This window comes from Salinispora pacifica CNR114 (genome assembly GCF_000514775.1).
In the GTDB taxonomy this organism is placed as follows: Bacteria; Actinomycetota; Actinomycetes; order Mycobacteriales; family Micromonosporaceae; genus Micromonospora; species Micromonospora pacifica.
The window spans coordinates 15,056-30,865 of record NZ_AZWO01000050.1 but is presented as its reverse complement, the minus strand read 5'-3'; the positions used below and the strand labels follow the sequence as shown (position 1 = coordinate 30,865).

The 15,810-nt window shown below is 71.8% G+C and carries 15 protein-coding genes; 14 read left to right on the top strand and 1 reads right to left on the bottom strand.

The genetic code is table 11. The features are described 5' to 3' along the window. The first annotated feature begins 291 nt into the window (after window positions 1–291). On the top strand, window positions 292–1,137 hold the full coding sequence (locus tag B118_RS0122750; RefSeq protein WP_027648684.1) for a Replicase polyprotein 1ab: 846 nt from the start codon (window positions 292–294) through the stop codon (window positions 1,135–1,137). Further along, window positions 1,134–2,156 (top strand): HAD-IIA family hydrolase, encoded by a 1,023-nt coding sequence (locus B118_RS0122745; RefSeq protein WP_028193503.1) that lies wholly within the window; start codon window positions 1,134–1,136, stop codon window positions 2,154–2,156. Before B118_RS0122750 ends, B118_RS0122745 begins: the two co-directional genes overlap by 4 nt. Before the next feature lie 38 nt (window positions 2,157–2,194). Here the strand turns inward: B118_RS0122745 and B118_RS0122740 are convergent, their stop codons facing one another. Beyond that, window positions 2,195–2,542 (bottom strand): SCP2 sterol-binding domain-containing protein, encoded by a 348-nt coding sequence (locus tag B118_RS0122740; protein ID WP_018220120.1) that lies wholly within the window; start codon window positions 2,540–2,542, stop codon window positions 2,195–2,197. Window positions 2,543–2,652: 110 nt separating this feature from the next. Here B118_RS0122740 and B118_RS0122735 point away from each other — a divergent pair, with 110 nt between their 5' ends. The 12 genes from B118_RS0122735 (at window position 2,653) to B118_RS0122680 (ending at window position 15,723) form a co-directional block, all read left to right on the top strand. Further along, window positions 2,653–3,294 (top strand): phasin family protein, encoded by a 642-nt coding sequence (locus B118_RS0122735; protein ID WP_026270959.1) that lies wholly within the window; start codon window positions 2,653–2,655, stop codon window positions 3,292–3,294. A 40-nt stretch (window positions 3,295–3,334) separates the two neighbouring features. Further along, window positions 3,335–3,592: a hypothetical protein gene (locus B118_RS0122730; protein WP_018828907.1), complete on the top strand. Its 258-nt coding sequence runs from the start codon at window positions 3,335–3,337 to the stop codon at window positions 3,590–3,592. A gap of 17 nt (window positions 3,593–3,609) precedes the next feature. Then, window positions 3,610–4,455, top strand: coding sequence for a TlyA family RNA methyltransferase (locus B118_RS0122725; RefSeq protein ID WP_018220117.1), 846 nt, complete (start codon window positions 3,610–3,612; stop codon window positions 4,453–4,455). 52 nt (window positions 4,456–4,507) lie between these two features. Further along, window positions 4,508–5,404 (top strand): NAD kinase, encoded by an 897-nt coding sequence (locus B118_RS0122720; RefSeq protein ID WP_018220116.1) that lies wholly within the window; start codon window positions 4,508–4,510, stop codon window positions 5,402–5,404. A gap of 70 nt (window positions 5,405–5,474) precedes the next feature. Continuing rightward, window positions 5,475–7,232, top strand: coding sequence for a DNA repair protein RecN (recN, locus tag B118_RS0122715; protein WP_028193502.1), 1,758 nt, complete (start codon window positions 5,475–5,477; stop codon window positions 7,230–7,232). Between the two features lie 119 nt (window positions 7,233–7,351). Continuing rightward, window positions 7,352–8,530, top strand: a complete 1,179-nt coding sequence (steA, locus tag B118_RS0122710) for a putative cytokinetic ring protein SteA (protein WP_026270957.1) — start codon at window positions 7,352–7,354, stop codon at window positions 8,528–8,530. A 31-nt stretch (window positions 8,531–8,561) separates the two neighbouring features. Then, window positions 8,562–9,509 (top strand): copper transporter, encoded by a 948-nt coding sequence (locus tag B118_RS0122705; protein ID WP_018823778.1) that lies wholly within the window; start codon window positions 8,562–8,564, stop codon window positions 9,507–9,509. After that, entirely contained in the window at window positions 9,506–9,637 is a 132-nt protein-coding gene (locus tag B118_RS33520) for a hypothetical protein (RefSeq protein WP_018220112.1), read from the top strand. Before B118_RS0122705 ends, B118_RS33520 begins: the two co-directional genes overlap by 4 nt. Then, window positions 9,634–10,500: a hypothetical protein gene (locus B118_RS0122695; protein ID WP_027648682.1), complete on the top strand. Its 867-nt coding sequence runs from the start codon at window positions 9,634–9,636 to the stop codon at window positions 10,498–10,500. Before B118_RS33520 ends, B118_RS0122695 begins: the two co-directional genes overlap by 4 nt. A gap of 5 nt (window positions 10,501–10,505) precedes the next feature. Next, entirely contained in the window at window positions 10,506–12,209 is a 1,704-nt protein-coding gene (gene murJ, locus B118_RS0122690) for a murein biosynthesis integral membrane protein MurJ (RefSeq protein WP_018220110.1), read from the top strand. Continuing rightward, complete coding sequence (locus tag B118_RS0122685; RefSeq protein ID WP_027647047.1) at window positions 12,206–13,372, top strand: glycosyltransferase family 4 protein; 1,167 nt, start codon at window positions 12,206–12,208, stop codon at window positions 13,370–13,372. The genes murJ and B118_RS0122685 overlap by 4 nt, the downstream gene beginning before the upstream one ends. Beyond that, on the top strand, window positions 13,372–15,723 hold the full coding sequence (locus B118_RS0122680; RefSeq protein WP_028193501.1) for a hypothetical protein: 2,352 nt from the start codon (window positions 13,372–13,374) through the stop codon (window positions 15,721–15,723). Before B118_RS0122685 ends, B118_RS0122680 begins: the two co-directional genes overlap by 1 nt. Window positions 15,724–15,810: the final 87 nt, after the last annotated feature.

Genomic DNA, 15,810 nt, shown 5'->3' with positions numbered 1-15,810 from the left:
GGTGACCGTCGCGAGGGTGGTTACCGGGGTGGTGACCGTGATGGCTTCCGCGGCGGTGACCGCCGCGAGGGCGGTTACCGTGATGGTGAGCGCCGTGGTGGTGACCGTGGTGGCTTCCGCGGCGGTGAGCGTCGTGAGGGTGACTACCGGGGCCGCGACCGCCGTGCGGAGCGTGGGCCTGAGCCTGACGCCCCGGTAGGACCTGAGCTCCCTGAGGAGATCGTCGCCACGGACCTGGACAAAGACGTCCGTGCCGAACTGCTCGCCCTAGCAAAGCCGACCGCCGAGAAGGTGGCCCGACACCTGGTTGCGGTCGGTCAGCTGATCGACGAGGACCCAGCTGAGGCACTGGCGCATGCCCTTGCAGCCCGGCGGCTCGCCGCCCGTATCGCTGCCGTCCGTGAGGCGGTTGGCCTGGCCGCGTACCACGCCGGTGAATGGCAGACGGCGGTCGCCGAACTGCGGACGTACCACCGGATGACCGGCCTGCAGAGTCACCTTGCGGTGCTCGCTGATTGTGAGCGGGCGCTCGGCCGCCCGGAGCGGGCGGTCGACCTGTACCGGGGGGCAGACCGGAAGGAGTTGGACCGCGCGGTCGCTGGGGAACTGCTGATCGTTGCTGCTGGCGCACGGGGCGACCTGGGCCAGAAGGACGCGGCGGTGGCGATGCTCCAGGTGCCGGAACTGACCGGGGAGGCGGCGGAGCCGTGGACGGTGCGGCTGCGATACGCCTACGCGGATGCGCTGCTCGCGGTTGGCCGGCGTGAGGAGGCCCGAGAGTGGTTCTCCCGTGCTGCGGAGGTCGACACTGACGGAGCGACCGACGCGGCTGAGCGCCTGTTGGAGCTCGACGGGGTAATGATCGAAGGCGACGAGGAGGACGACGTCGAGGACGTCGCCGCTGGCCCGGGTGCCCTCGGCGCGGGGTCGGAACAGCCAGATGCTGAATCCGTTGACGGGGACGCGCCCGATGCTGAGTCCACCGGGGCCCGTGACGGTGCTGACGACGCCTTGGAAGAGGGTGCTGACGACACCCCGGAGTCCGGTACCGGTGACCCGAGCGGTCTCAGTACGCAACGGCCCGGTGGCGACCCGGAAAGCCCGGTTGACGGAGATGAGGCGGGTACCGGGAAGTGACGCGGACCGGCGGAAGGCGGCTGGTTGACGGGTACGCCCTGGTCATCTTCGACCTGGACGGGGTGATCTACCTGGTCGACCAGCCGATCCCCGGGGCGATCGAGGCGGTGCGTAAGCTGCATGCCGAAGACCGAGCGGTCGCGTACGCCACGAACAACGCCTCTCGCCGGTCCAGTGAGGTGGCCGACCTGCTTACCGGTATGGGCATCGCCGCTCGCCCGGAGGAGGTGCTGACCTCCGCGGCGGCCACCGCTCAGTTGCTCCGAGAACGGCATCCGGCGGGGACGCGGATCCTGGTTGTGGGGGCGGAGGCGTTGCGTGCCGAGATCCGCGCTGCCGGGCTTACCCCGGTCGCGCGGGCCGAGGATGATCCGGCCGCGGTGGTTCAGGGGTACGGCCCGCAGGTCGGCTGGGCTGACCTGGCTGAGGCAACGGCGGCGATTCGGGGCGGGGCGACCTGGGTTGCTACCAACACCGACCGCACGCTGCCCAGCAAGCGGGGCCCACTACCTGGCAACGGTGCCTTGGTCGCCGCGGTGCGGATCGCGCTCGGTCGAGACCCAGACCTGGTCGTGGGTAAGCCAGCGCCGGAGCTTTTCGTCGCCGCCTCCCGGCGGGCCGGCGGGGGGCGTGCCCTGGTCGTCGGCGACCGCCTGGACACCGACATCGAGGGCGCGGTCCGAGCGGGGCTGGACAGCTTGTTTGTGCTGACTGGGGTTAGCGACGTGGCCGAGTTGCTGGCGATGGGACCAGAGCATCGACCGACCTTTGTGTCAGCGGACCTGGCGGGGCTTTTCGAGCCGGCCGCGGTGGTGCGGGTGCCGGGTCCGGCGGAGACCGATGGGTGGTCCGCGGTGGTTCGTGACGGCCAGCTGGAGCTGTCTGGTGCGGGACGCCCGCTGGATGCGCTACCGGCGCTCTGCGCGGCGGCGTGGTCCACCGGGCGGTCATCCCCGGTGCGGGCGGCCTCCTCGGCGGCTGAGCGGGTGCTGGCGACGTTCGACCTCTCGTCCGGCTGAACAGCTCCAGTACCGAGGCGCGGTGAAGTGGGCCGGTTTCAGCTCGTTCCAAGCAGTTTGCGAAGTTTTATCAGGTCGAACGGGCTGGCCTTGACCGATACCCGTCTGGATGCCACCGCGCGGGTGATGTCCAGCTCCCCGCGGACCAGGGCGAGGAGGTCCTCGCTGGTGGTGCTCAGGGCGATCTTGGCCTTCGGGTCGTCACCGTCAGCGAGGTCGATCAGCTGGCCGTCGGTGAGGCGGCCGTGGAATGCGGTGTCCAGGTCGGTTATGCGGCAGGCCAGCGTCCGGTCCAAGCCGACGTGCTCGCGCACCGTCTCGGCGTTGCCGTTCAGCCGTGCGGTGAGGTCCCGCAACGCCTGCCGGCACTCGTCAACGCTAGCCACATCGCCTCCACGACTCGCCACACCCATTCTCCGGCACCGTACCGCACGGGTGGCCTGGCCACGCCGGTAGCGTGAGGACCGCACATCCCCTCTCGCGGAAGGACTCAGGCATGCAGGACGCGTGGCGTTCCTACCTTGCGTTGGCCATGGGCCTGACGGAGGCGCCTCGGCAGAAGGCCCAGGAGACGGCGCGGCGGCTGGTCGGCGCTGGCGGCGCTACCGCGGTCCAGCTTCAGGCGTTTGCCGAGGAACTGGTCTCCACCAGCGCGGCCAACCGGGAAGCGCTGGCCAAGCTGGTCCGGTTCGAGTTCGAACGGGGGCTCGGCGCTGTTGGCCTCGCCACCGCCGATGAGGTGACCGAGCTGACCCGGCGGGTGCGCGAGCTGGAGCGGCAGCTCCGGGAGGCATCAACCGGATCAGCGACGACGCTCCCCGTCAGCGACACCGTGGCGGACGTGAACACAGATCACCCGACGGACCTGGATGCAGCTCATCCGGTCGCGTCAGGTGGTGCTGCGGAACCGGCGGTGTCGCCGCTGACTGCTCCGGCTGGCGCGGCAGCGGACCCTTCGTCCGGACGCACCATGACCGCCGCCAGCCCGGCGAAGAAGACAGTCGCGAAGAAGACAGTCGCGAAGAAAGCGGTCGTGAAGAAAGCGGTCGCGAAGCAGACAGTCGCCAAGCAGACGGTCGCGAAGCGGGCAGTGGCACAGAAGGCGCCGGGTAAGCAGCAGCCGGGCGGCCCGGAGTGAGCGCCGTCCACCGCTGGTCGCGCTCCGCTGCAGGGCGGCCGTGACCGCCCTGCCCCGCCCCGGCCCGGCGCCGGGCGTTTCGCCAGGTGCGGGACCGGGGGCACCGCGACCAGCGCCCCCGGCCGAGCTCACCGCCGAGGAAGCCGAGAGCCAGGCGGTGGCGCCGAACCGGGCGGTTGACGCCGCCGTGCAGGCGATGGTCAACGCCGCCGGACTACCCCTGGCGGAGCAGATCGCGCAGTACGAGGCGGCATACGAAACGCTGCGGGAAACCCTCGCCAGCATTGACCAGTCCTAAGAGCCGGAGAAACAGGTATGGCACGTCGTACCCGGTTGGACGCCGAACTCGTCCGCCGCGGCCTGGCCCGCTCGCGTGAGCAGGCCGCCGCCCTGGTGGAGGCTGGCCGCGTTCAGCTACGCGGGGTCCCCGCCCGTAAGGTTGCCGCGCTGGTCAACCCCGCCGATCCGCTGCTGGTCACCGGAGCGGATCCGGTTTCGGAGTACGTCTCGCGGGGCGGGCACAAGTTGGCCGGCGCCCTGGCCTCCTTCGGCCCGGGTGGGATGACCGCCGCAGGGCGGCGCTGCCTCGACGCCGGTGCTTCCACGGGTGGGTTCACCGACGTGCTGCTGCGCGCCGGCGCGGCCGAGGTGGTGGCGGTTGATGTCGGGTACGGGCAACTTGCCTGGCCACTGCGCAACGACGAGCGGGTACGCGTCTTCGAGCGGACCAACGTGCGCACCCTCACGCCAACGGCCATCGATGGGCCGGTCGACCTCACCGTCGCCGACCTGTCGTTCATCTCCCTGCGGCTGGTGTTGCCGGCCCTAGCAGCCTGTACCCGACCGGACGGTGATCTGGCGTTGATGGTGAAACCGCAGTTCGAGGTGGGGCGCGATCGGGTCGGCGCCGGGGGCGTGGTGCGTGATCCAGCGTTGCGGGCCGAGGCGGTGCTGGAAGTGGCGGTTGCGGCGGCCCAGCTCGGGTGGGGTCTTGCCGATGTTTGTGCCAGTCCGTTGCCGGGGCCCAGCGGGAACGTCGAGTTCTTCGTATGGTTACGCCGGGACGCGCCTGCGGCTGATCCGGAGCGGGTGCGGGCGGTGGTGACGGCCGGGGCCACCGGCGGTCGGTCCGGCACGGCGACGGAGGAGGTAGCGGGGTGAGCGGTCGGGTGAGCCGGGTGGCGTGCGGGGCCGACAACGGGCCTCGGACGGTATGGCGGGCGTGGTGAGCCGGACCGCGCTGCTGGTGACGCACACCGGGAGGCGGCGCAGCACCGAACACGCACGGGCGGTGGCCGGGGATTTGATCGCGGCCGGCTTCGTTATTCGCGTTCTCGCCGAGGAGGCCGAGGATCTTGACCTTCCCGGGGCGGTTCCGGTGACTGGTCCGGAAGCCGCGGAGGGTGCTGAGATCGTCTTCGCGTTGGGTGGGGACGGTACGTTTCTGCGGGCCGCCGAGCTGGCCCGGCCGGCGAAGGTGCCACTACTCGGGATCAACCTCGGTAAGGTCGGCTTTCTCGCCGAGGCTGAGATCGACCACCTGGACTCGGTGGTCCGGGACGTGGTGCGTCGTAGCTACACGGTGGATGAACGGCTCACCCTGGACGTGACCGCCGAGTTCGAAGGTGGACCGACGATCGAGTCCTGGGCGTTGAACGAGATCAGCGTCGAGAAGGGGGAGCGGGCCCAGATGCTCGAGCTCCTCGTTGACGTGGACGGGCGGCCGCTGTCCCGCTATGGCTGCGACGGAGTCGTCTGCGCCACGCCCACCGGCTCCACGGCCTACGCGTTCTCCGGCGGTGGCCCGGTCGTGTGGCCCGAGGTGGAGGCGCTGTTGTTGGTGCCGATCAGCGCGCACGCGCTCTTCAGCCGGCCGTTGGTCACCGCGCCCACGTCCACCCTCGTCATCACCGTAGACCCCTTTACCAGCCTCGCGGTGCTCTGCTGTGACGGACGGCGGGTGTACGACCTTCCGCCGGGCGCACGGGTGACGGTGCGGCGCGGGGCCCTGCCGGTGCGGATCGTGCAGCTGACGGCCCGGCCGTTCACCGACCGGCTGGTGGCCAAGTTCGATCTGCCGGTGCAGGGCTGGCGGGGCAGCCGACACTGAGCTGGCCACGGCCGGTGCCCGCGGCTGTCGACTGGTCAAGCGTCGGGCACCGCGTCTACTGTCGGGTGCTGTGCTGGAAGAGCTACGCATCACCGGACTGGGTGTCATCGAGGACACGACGCTGCCGTTGACCGGCGGAATGAACGTGATCACTGGTGAGACCGGTGCGGGTAAGACCATGGTGGTGACCGGTCTCGGTCTGCTCTTTGGCGGGCGCGCCGACGCCGGGCGGGTGCGGGCCGAGCCGGGCCGCGCGGTGGTCGAGGGTCGACTGCGGCTGGCCGGAAGGGTGGCCGAGACGGTATCTGCTCGGATCATTGACGCAGGCGGTGACCCGGATGAGGACGGTTCGGTGTTGCTCAGCCGCACTGTCACCACAGAGGGCCGTTCTCGTGCCCATCTCGGCGGCCGGAGCATGCCGGTGTCGATGCTCGCCGAGGTGGGTGAACAGGCGCTCGCGGTGCACGGTCAGTCCGACCAACTGCGGTTGTTGCGCCCGGCCGAGCAGCGCGCCGCGCTCGATCGGTTCGCCGGTCCGGAGCACGAGAAGCTGCTCGACGCGCTGCGCGAGGTGTATACCCGGTGGCGGTCGGTGGTGGACGACCTGGCCAGCCGGCGTCGAAACGCGCGGGAGCGGAATCGGGAGGCCGACCTGCTGCGCCTCGGTCTCGACGAGATCACCCGGGTTGATCCGCAGCCGGGGGAGGACGACGAGCTCAAGGCGGAGGCGCAGCGGTTGGAGCACGCCGAGGGGCTGCGGACGGCGGCGCGGCTGGCCCAGCAGTGCGTGGCCGGGGGAATGGAGGCCGCCGAGGACACCCCGGATGTCACGACGCTCCTCGGCACCGCCCGCCGTACCTTGGACGGGCAGTCCGGCACCGACCCCGCGCTGGGGGAACTGGCGACGCGCTTGGAGGAGGCGGCGACCCTGATCGCGGATGTCTCCGCGGAGTTGTCGACGTACCTTGCGGGGCTCGACGCTGATCCGGCGCGGCTGCAGGCGGTCTACGAGCGGCGGGTCGCGTTGCGGGCGCTGACCCGCAAGTACGCCGACGACACCGACGGGGTGATCGCCTGGGCTGAGCGGGCGCGGGCCCAACTGTCCGATCTAGATTCCTCGGACGAGCTGCTCGACGAGTTGGACCGGGAGGTGTCCCGGCTGGCTGGCGAGGTGGCCGAGTTGGCGGGTCGGGTGTCGGTGGCGCGACGGGAGGCAGCGACCCGGTTTGCAGCGCAGGTCACCACGGAGCTGGCGGGGTTGGCCATGCCGCACTCTCGGGTCGAGGTGGGGGTGCTGCCCCGCCCGGTGGGGAAGTCCGAACCGGGCCTTTCGGTCAACGGTGCCGAGGTCGGGATCGGGCCAGACGGCGGCGATGAGGTGGAGCTGCGCCTGTTGGCCCATCCGGGCGCGCCGGCCCTGCCGCTGCAGCGGGGTGCCTCCGGTGGTGAGCTGTCCCGGGTGATGCTCGCCATCGAGGTGGTCTTCGCCGGTTCGGGCGGTCCGCCCACGCTGGTCTTCGACGAGGTTGACGCCGGGGTTGGTGGCCAGGCCGCGGTGGAGATCGGCCGTCGGCTGGCCCGGCTGGCTCGCAGCCACCAGGTGCTCGTCGTCACCCATCTGCCCCAGGTCGCTGCGTTCGCCGACCGGCATCTGGTGGTGGCGAAGGACACCGGCGGTGCGGTGACGACCAGCGGGGTGCGGGTGGTTGAGGACACGGAACGGGCGCGGGAACTCGCCCGTATGCTTGCTGGGTTGCCGGATTCGGATCTGGGAATCGCGCACGCTGAGGAGTTGCTGGCTGTTGCCGCGCGGGAGCGGCGGGCGTAACCGCGGGTCGGTAGCACCACCGGCACGCCGCTCCACGCCGTAGTGTGCTTGTCTGGACTGGCGGCCCGCGCAGGCATGTCGCGTGAAGGTCGCCCGCCTCACATGCCAGGATGGTCACGATGCGTCTACCCATGTTGCGCTGGACCCGACCCGCTGAGCCGGGCCGGGCCAGCGGTACTGCCCGCCTGGACCGTCGGACCAAGCGGCTGGTTGGCCGGCTTCGTCCCGGTGACATCGCGGTGATCGATCACGTTGACCTGGACCGCGTCGCCGCCGATTCGCTGGTCGCGGTTGGCGTCGGTGCGGTCCTCAACGCCAAGCCGTCGGTTTCGGGCCGCTATCCCAATCTCGGCCCGGAAGTGCTGATCGAGGCCGGTATTCCGCTCCTGGACGACCTAGGCGAGGGCGTCTTTGAACGGATCCAGGAGGGCGACACCGTCCGAATCGATGGCAATACGGTCTATCTGGGCGAAGAGCCGGTGGCCCACGGTGATCTGCAGGATGCGGAGACCATCGGGAAGGCGATGGCCGATGCTCGGGAAGGGCTTTCGGTCCAGCTGGAGGCGTTCGCGGCGAACACCATGGTCTACCTGAAGCAGGAGCGGGATCTGCTGCTGTACGGGGTGGGCGTTCCGGACATCCGCACCGAAATTCAGGGCCGGCACTGCCTGATCGTGGTGCGCGGCTACGACTACAAGGCCGACCTGGATGTGCTGCGCCCGTATATCCGGGAGTTCAAGCCGGTGCTCATCGGCGTGGACGGCGGGGCGGACGCCCTGGTCGAGGCCGGCTATCCACCCGATTTGATCATTGGTGACATGGATTCGGTGACCGATGACGTGCTGCGGTGCGGCGCTGAGGTCGTGGTGCACGCCTACCCGGACGGGCGGGCGCCCGGGCTGGCCCGGGTCAATGGCCTCGGCGTCCCGGCGGTCACCTTTCCCGCCGCAGCCACCAGCGAGGACCTGGCGATGCTGCTCGCCGACGAGAAGGGCGCCTCACTCCTGGTGGCGGTCGGCACGCACGCCACGCTCGTCGAGTTCCTGGACAAGGGGCGGGGCGGGATGGCGTCGACCTTCCTCACCCGGCTCAAGGTTGGTGGCAAGCTGGTTGACGCCAAAGGCGTGAGTCGGCTCTACCGGCAGAGCATCTCCGGGTCCTCGCTGCTGCTGCTGGTGCTGTCCGCGATTGCCGCGATGGCCTCGGCCGTGGCGGTCTCCACCGTCGGTAAGGCGTACCTGGGTGTGGTCTCCGAGTGGTGGAACAATTTTGTGTTCCAGCTGGAACGGCTTTTCTGACGCCGGTCCACCCGACAAAGAGGCTGCAGGTGTGATCAACTTCCGGTACCACGTGGTGTCCCTGACCGCGGTTTTCCTGGCGCTGGCGATCGGCCTGGTGGTTGGTACCACCGCGCTCAACGGGCCGGTGGCGGACGCTCTCAATGACAACGTCAATGAGCTGCGGAAAGACAACCAGGTGTGGCGTCAGGCGGTCAACAACCTCGAGGAGGAGTTGACCCGTGAGGATGACTTCGCCGCCGAGTTGGCCGGGGTGGTCCTGCCAGGCCGGCTCACCGGCAAGCGGGTGCTGGTGCTCAGTCTGCCGACGGGGCGTAAGCACACCGACGGCGTGGTCAACATGCTTCAGCTCGGCAACGCCGACGTGGTCGGCCGGGTTGACCTGCAGGACAAGTTCATCAATCCGGAGAACAACAACGACCTGCTGGAACTGGCTGTCACCGCCGCCCGCCCCACCAACGCGCCGACCACCAACCTGCCCGGCAATGGGCATGGTGTGGAGACCTCCAGCGCGCTGCTGGCCACGGTGCTGCTGGACGGGGTGCCGGAGGCGACGCCGATCAGTGAGGCCGACCGGCGGGCCGTGCTGGCGGCGTACACCAACGCCAACTACCTCACCACCTCCGAGCGGCTCACCCAGTCGGCAGAGGCGGTCGTGGTGGTCAGTGGCCCGCCGTACACGGACAAGGACTCCTCGAAGAAGGACGAGTCGGTAGTCAAGATCACTGAGCAGTTTGATCGGACCGGTACGACCGTGGTCGGCGGCACCGGCTCGGAAGGCGGGAACCTGGTGGCCTTCGTCCGGGGCGACGCGGTGCTGGCTGGAGAAATTTCCACAGTCGACAACGCCAACACGGTCCAGGGGCAACTGGTCACCGCGCTCGCCCTGGCGCAGCAGGTCAACGAGGACAGGGCGGGTCACTACGGTGTCGGTGACAACGCCGGGTCGTTGGTTCCCACCCTGCCCCAGGGATCGTGACGATCAACATCGGGTTCTGCCCCGCCAAACTGGAAGGAGTCGGCGTGAGTGAGCGTGCCGAGCAACACGTCGCGGGCAACAGCCAAGCGGATCGTCCGCTCGCCGCGGGGCACGAGGTGACGGCGTGAGGTGGTTCGGTCGTCTCGTCGTCGCCGGCGCCGGCGCCGCCGTCGCCCGCTACGCGTTGCGTGCGGTACGGACCTCACCGGCGGGACCAGCGTTGGAACGGACGAACTTTCGGGGCCGGCCGGTGACCCTGGCAGCCGGCCCCGCGCTCGCTACCAGTGCCGCGGTCGCCGGTGCCGCCGGCGCACCGGGTCCCGCTGCCAGCGGAGCCGCCCTGGTCGCCGGCCTCGGCGCCGGGGCGGTGGGGCTCTACGACGACGTGGTCGGCGCGCGGCCGGAGCAGAGGTCCGCCAAGGGCTTCACCGGGCACCTCGCTGGGCTGCGCGAGGGTCGGATCACCGCCGGCCTGGTCAAGGTCGTCGGCGTGGGCGCGGCGGGGCTCGCCGCCGCCGCGCTGCTCGCCGGTGACCCGGCTGTCGCCCGACACCCGCGCCGGCAGCGGCAGGGCGCGGTCGGCCGGGGCATGGACGTCCTCCTCGGTGCGGGCGTGATCGCCGGCACGGCCAACCTGGTCAACCTGCTCGACCTGCGGCCCGGCCGGGCGGTGAAATCCGGGCTGCTGCTCGGCGCGCCGTTGGCAGCAGGCCCACACGGCGGGATCGTCGCCGGTGCTGCCGGCGCCGCCGCCGGGCTGCTCCCCGCTGACCTCGACGAGGAGGTGATGCTCGGCGACAGTGGCGCCAACGCGCTCGGTGCGCTGCTCGGCGTCACGCTTGCGGCGCGCACCGGCCCGGCCGGCCGGGCCGGTCTGCTCGCTGTCCTGGCCGGGCTCACCGCCGCCAGCGAGCGGATCAGCTTCACCCAGGTCATCCAGCAGACCCCGGGGCTGCGCGAGCTGGACGCGCTGGGCCGCCGCGCCGACTGACCGACGTGACGAACCCGGCCCCGTACGCCGCCGCCGGCCGAGTAGCCGGGGCCGCCGCGCTGATCGCCGTACTCACCGTGGTCAGTCGGCTCGCCGGCCTCGGTCGTACTGCCGTGTTCGCCTGGACGCTCGCTCCCACCGATCTTGGTGGCACGTATGTGGTGGCGAACGCCGCCCCGAACGTGATCTTCGAGATGGTCGCCGGTGGTGCCCTCGCCAGCCTGGTGGTGCCACTGCTGGCCGCTCCGGTAGCGGCGGCGGACCGGGAGGCGGTTGCCCGGACCACGGGAGCGCTGCTCACCTGGGTTCTCACCCTGCTGGTGCCACTCGCGTTGGCGGTGGCGCTGCTGGCCGGCCCGATCGTGGGGCTGCTGGGCGGTGGACTCGACCCGGCCCAGCAGGCCAGCGGTGAGCGGATGCTGCGGGTGTTCGCCCCGCAACTGCCGCTGTACGGGGTCGGCATCGTGCTCACCGGGGTGCTCCAGGCGCACCGCCGGTTCGCCTGGCCGGTGATCGCCCCACTGCTGTCCAGCCTTACCGTCATCGCGGTCTACCTGGGCTTCACCGCCGCCGAGGGGCGGTTGGCCAGCGTGGCGGGGGTCAGTCGTGGCGGGGAACTGCTGCTGTCGTTGGGCACGACCGCCGGAGTGGCGGTGCTGTCCCTGTCGCTGCTGATCCCGTTCCGCCGGCTGGGATACGCCCCGGTGCTGGGCTTCCGTTTCCCCACCGACGCCCGTACCCGGGTCGGTGGACTCGCGGTGGCCGGTGCGGTGACGGTGACCGCGCAGCAGGTGGCGCTCGTGGTGAGCCTGAACCAGGTCTCCTACGGTGCGGTCAGCAACCTCGGTGCGTTCCAGCTCGCCCAGACGGTCTACCTGCTGCCGTGGGCGGTGCTGGCGGTGCCGCTGGCGGTGGCCGCCTATCCGAGCCTGGCCGCCGCCGGGTCCGTCGGCGACGAGGCGGCCTACCGGGCGACGCTGGCCCCGACCGCCCGCGGAGTGCTGCTGTTGAGCTGCCTCGGTGCGGCCGTCCTGGTCGGTACGGCCGTGCCGGTTGGGTACTTCTTCTTCGTCGGTGAGGCGGCCGCGACCGCCGCTGCCGGGATCGCCGGCTTCGCGCCCGGCCTGATTGGCTACGGGCTCTTTGCCGTGCTGAGCCGTGCCCTCTACGCGCGGGGGCAGACGCGGGCGGCCGCCAGCGCGATCGCCGTTGGTTTTCTCGTGGTGCCCGGTGCGGCGCTACTACTCAGTGCCGTGCTGCCGCTGCGGGACCGGGTTCCGGCGGTCACCCTGGCAAATTCGGTGGGGATGGCCGTGCTCGGTGCCCTGCTGGTGCTCGCCGTCCGACTCACCGCCGGCGCCACCGCGCTCGCCGGAATCCGCCGCGCCGGGGCAGCCGGCCTGGTCGGCGGAGGGCTGGCGGCGCTGGTGGGTTGGGCGGTGGCGCGGTGGCTGCTGGCGGCCACCGACGGCACCCCGAACGCGCCGGTGGCCCTCGTACAGGGCATGCTGTCCGGTGTCGCGGTCGGTGTCGTGTTCCTCGCGGTGGTCTGGGTACTGGACCGGCCGGACGTACGACCACTGCTCGCCGGAGCGCTGCGAAAGCTCGGGCTGACCCGCGGGAGGCGGTCGGCCACCCCGGCCGGCGGGCAGCGGAAGGATGGTGTCCCCCCGGAGCGGGGCGACGGGAAGGAGACGGTGTCCCGGTGACGGAACCGACCCCGCGGACCGGCCGGGGCGGCACGGTCGCCCTGCTGCTCGCCTCCAGCACCGGCGGTGTGGGACAGCACGTCCGGTCGTTGACCACCGGGCTGGTCAGCGCGGGCATCGCGGTGCTGGTCTGTGGCCCGGCCGCGACCGAAGAGCAGTTCAATTTCACCGACGCCGGTGCCCGCTTCCGGGCGGTGGAGATCCCAGCCAGCCCGACCCCCACCGACCTGCGGGCGGTGACCGCGTTTCGCCGGGCCCTGGCCGCCGAACCGGTCGCGGTGGTGCACGCGCACGGGCTGCGTGCCGGACTGGTCGCCGTCGTCGCCCGGCCGACTGTCCCGCTGGTGGTCACCTGGCACAACGCCGTGCTCAGCGGCGGCCTGCGCGGCCGCGTGTCACGTCTGGTCGAGCGGCTTGTTGCCCGTGGCGCTCAGGTGACCCTCGGTGCGTCCGCCGACCTGGTCGCACGAGCCACCGCGTTGGGTGCGCCGGACGCCCGGTTCGCCCCGGTGGCCGCGCCGCCGCTGCCCGCGCCGCACCGCCGCCGCGACGCGGTCCGCGCCGAGTTCGGCGTCGGTGGCGACCAGCCGCTGATCCTGTCGGTTGGCCGACTGCATCCCCAGAAACGGTACGACGTACTGGTTGACGCCGCTGCCCGGTGGCGGACCCGCGATCCCGTGCCGGCGGTGGTGATCGCCGGCAGCGGACCCGCGTACCTGCAACTGGCCGCCCGGATCTCTGCTGCTCGCGCGCCGGTGACCCTGCTCGGTCACCGTACTGATGTGGCCGACCTGCTAGCCGGCGCCGACATCGCCGTGGTCACCAGTGACTGGGAGGCCCGGCAGCTGTTCGCGCAGGAGGCGATGCGGGTCGGCGTGCCGCTGGTGGCGACCGCGGTCGGCGGGTTGCCGGAGTTGGTCGATGACGCGGCCATTCTGGTGCCGCCGGGTGATGTCGACGCGGTTGACACCGCCGTCGGTGCTCTCCTGGGTGACCCGGCCCGCCGGGCCGAACTGGGCCAGCGGGCCCGCGGGCAGGCGGACACCTGGCCGACCGAGGCGGAGACCTGCGCCCAACTCGGCGCCCTCTACGCCGAACTGTCCCCGGGCATAGCCGGCCCCACCCGCCCGGACCCCGACGCACCGCCGACAGGACAGCGGTAATGCTGCGCCGACTCACCCCCGCCCTGCTGACGCTACTCGTCGTGGCGCTCGGTGTCGCCGCGCTGGCCGCCCGGCCGGCGGCCCGTCCCCCGGAGCGGACCGCCGATTTCGTGGTCCTGGCCGGGGTCGCCGGGCTGCGGTGGGAAGACGTGGACGCGCAGACGACACCGACGCTGTGGCGGTTGGCGCAGGAGGGCTCGATCGGGTCGTTGGCGGTGCGCTCCGCCCAGCGGCCCACCTGCCCGGTGGACGGCTGGCTCACCCTTGGGGCGGGCAGCTTCGCCGCCTGGCCCGGCGAGCGGCCGGAGGGAACCTGCCCGCCCACCGACGTCGTCGTGGAGCGACCGGACGGAATCGGTGCGAACCTGCCGGACCAGGAGGGTGCCGTCCTACCGAACCAGGAACGGCTCTCCTGGGGGGCCGTGCCGGGCTCGCTGTCGGAGTCGGTGCGTTGTTCGGTTGCGGTGGGCCCGGGTGCGGCGGTGGCCGCTGCCCGGCCGTTTGGCCGGGTGGACCGGTACGCGCCGGAACTGCCGGCGGACCCGACCGACCTCCTGCGCTCGTGCGTGCTCAGTATCGTCGATCTTGGTGCCGTCGATGGTACGGATCCGGCGGACCGGGCCGCTGCGGCCCGCGCGGCCGACGCGCGGCTGGCCCGGGTGCTGGCTGCCCGCCCGCCCCGCTCCCTGGTCATCGTCGCCGGAGTGGCGGACACCGAGGAGCCGTCCCGACTGCACGTCGCCGTCGCCGATGGCGACGGCTGGGAACGCGGCTGGCTGACCTCCCCGACCACGGACCGCCCGGGCTACCTGCAACTGGTTGACCTCGCACCGACCGCGCTGACCGCCCTGGGTCGCCCCCTGCCAGAGCATTCGTTTCTGGGGCGGCCCGCCGAATCCGTCGCTGGTCGGCCCGCCGACCTCGCCACCGCGATCGCCGGGCCGGTGGACGCCGACCGGGAGGCCGCAGCCCAGCGCCGTGTCGCCGGCTGGTTCTTCGGGCTACTCGCCGCCGTGCAGGTGCTCCTCGGGGTGGCCGTGCTACCGCTGCTGCGCCGGGCCCGACGACACGCCGGCCCCTACGGTCCCCAGCCGGTGTCCCGGCGGATCGTCGCCGTGATGGAGTTGCTGCTCGTCGCGGCTGCGCTTGCCCTGCCGGCCGCACTCCTGACAGACCTGGTCCCGTGGTGGCGGGTCGGGCACCCCGGGTGGTGCTTCGCCGGGGTCACCGTCGCGCTGATCGTCGCCGCGACGGCGCTTGTCCGGTTCCTGCCCGGCTATGGGAGCACCCTCGGGCCGCTGGGCGCAGTGGCGTTTCTGGCTACACTGACGGTCGGCGCCGACGTGTTGACCGGCGCTCACCTGCAGCTCAACGGTGTCGTGGGCTACTCCGCGGTGGATGGGGGCCGCTTCGTCGGCCTGGGCACGGTGGGACTTGGGGTGCTGCTGGCCGGGGTGCTGCTCCTGGCCGGCTGGCTCGCCCAGCGAGTTCGTCGCTCCCGGCGACCGGTGGTGATCGTGGTCGTCGGTGGGGCCGCCGTCGTGCTGGTCGGCAGCCCCTACCTCGGTGCCGACTCCACCGGCGCGGTCGCGTTGACCGCCGGGGTGAGCCTCGCCGCGGCGATCAGCGCCAGTGGTTGGTTGACGCTTACCCGCCTGGCCTGGGCGACGATGGCCGGGCTGGCGGTGACGGTGGGCTTCGCCCTGGTCGACCTCGACCGCCCGACCGGCGAGCGAGGCGACCTGGGTCGGTTCCTGGCCGCGGTCGGCGACGGGACCGGGGGGCTGGTTGTGCACCGGGTCAGCTCCGCCAACCTGAAGATGTTCTTTGACAGCCCGTTGACGGTGCTGACCCTGGCCGGTGCGCTCCTGGTGTGGTTCGCCCTGCTGCAGCCGTGGGGCGGCCTGAGGCGGCTGTTCGGCATCTACCCGGCGGTTCGGGGAGCGATGACCGGCACCGCGGTCGCGGCGGTGCTCGGCGGACTGCTGGGCGGGGTGGCGCTGGACGTCGCCGGCGCGGCGGTCGCGGTGGTGGTGCCGATGGCGGCCCTCGCCGCGCTGCGGGTACTGGACCACTCCACCGACCGGACCAGTCCGACGGCCGGCGGGGACGGCGGCCCCGCGGGCGCGATCGGCGCCAGCGGCGGGCCAGCTGGAGGCCGGCGCTCTGATGACATCGGTGCCGAAGCCGGCCCGGCTGGCTCGCCACCGAATGACGTCGCTTCCGCCGACCACCCGGGACCGTCGGCGGACGGCGACGCCGGTGCGGCGGCGGTGGACCGAAGGGCGGCCGGCCCGACCGCCGGCAAGATCCCGACGGCTCGTACATCAGACGAGGTCACGTCGGTCTGATCCGGTACCGGTAGGCGATGCCACCGGCGGGTGCGCCGGGCGGCGGGACCAGGTGGGGTGTTAGCGTGGAATCCCGTGGATCGCGTG

Coding starts and splice junctions, on each gene's coding strand:
- B118_RS0122735 (WP_026270959.1), top strand. CDS start 2,653: ATGCAGGACGCGTGGCGTTCCTACCTTGCGTTGGCCATGGGCCTGACG.
- B118_RS0122725 (WP_018220117.1), top strand. CDS start 3,610: ATGGCACGTCGTACCCGGTTGGACGCCGAACTCGTCCGCCGCGGCCTG.
- B118_RS0122720 (WP_018220116.1), top strand. CDS start 4,508: ATGGCGGGCGTGGTGAGCCGGACCGCGCTGCTGGTGACGCACACCGGG.
- steA (WP_026270957.1), top strand. CDS start 7,352: ATGCGTCTACCCATGTTGCGCTGGACCCGACCCGCTGAGCCGGGCCGG.
- B118_RS0122680 (WP_028193501.1), top strand. CDS start 13,372: ATGCTGCGCCGACTCACCCCCGCCCTGCTGACGCTACTCGTCGTGGCG.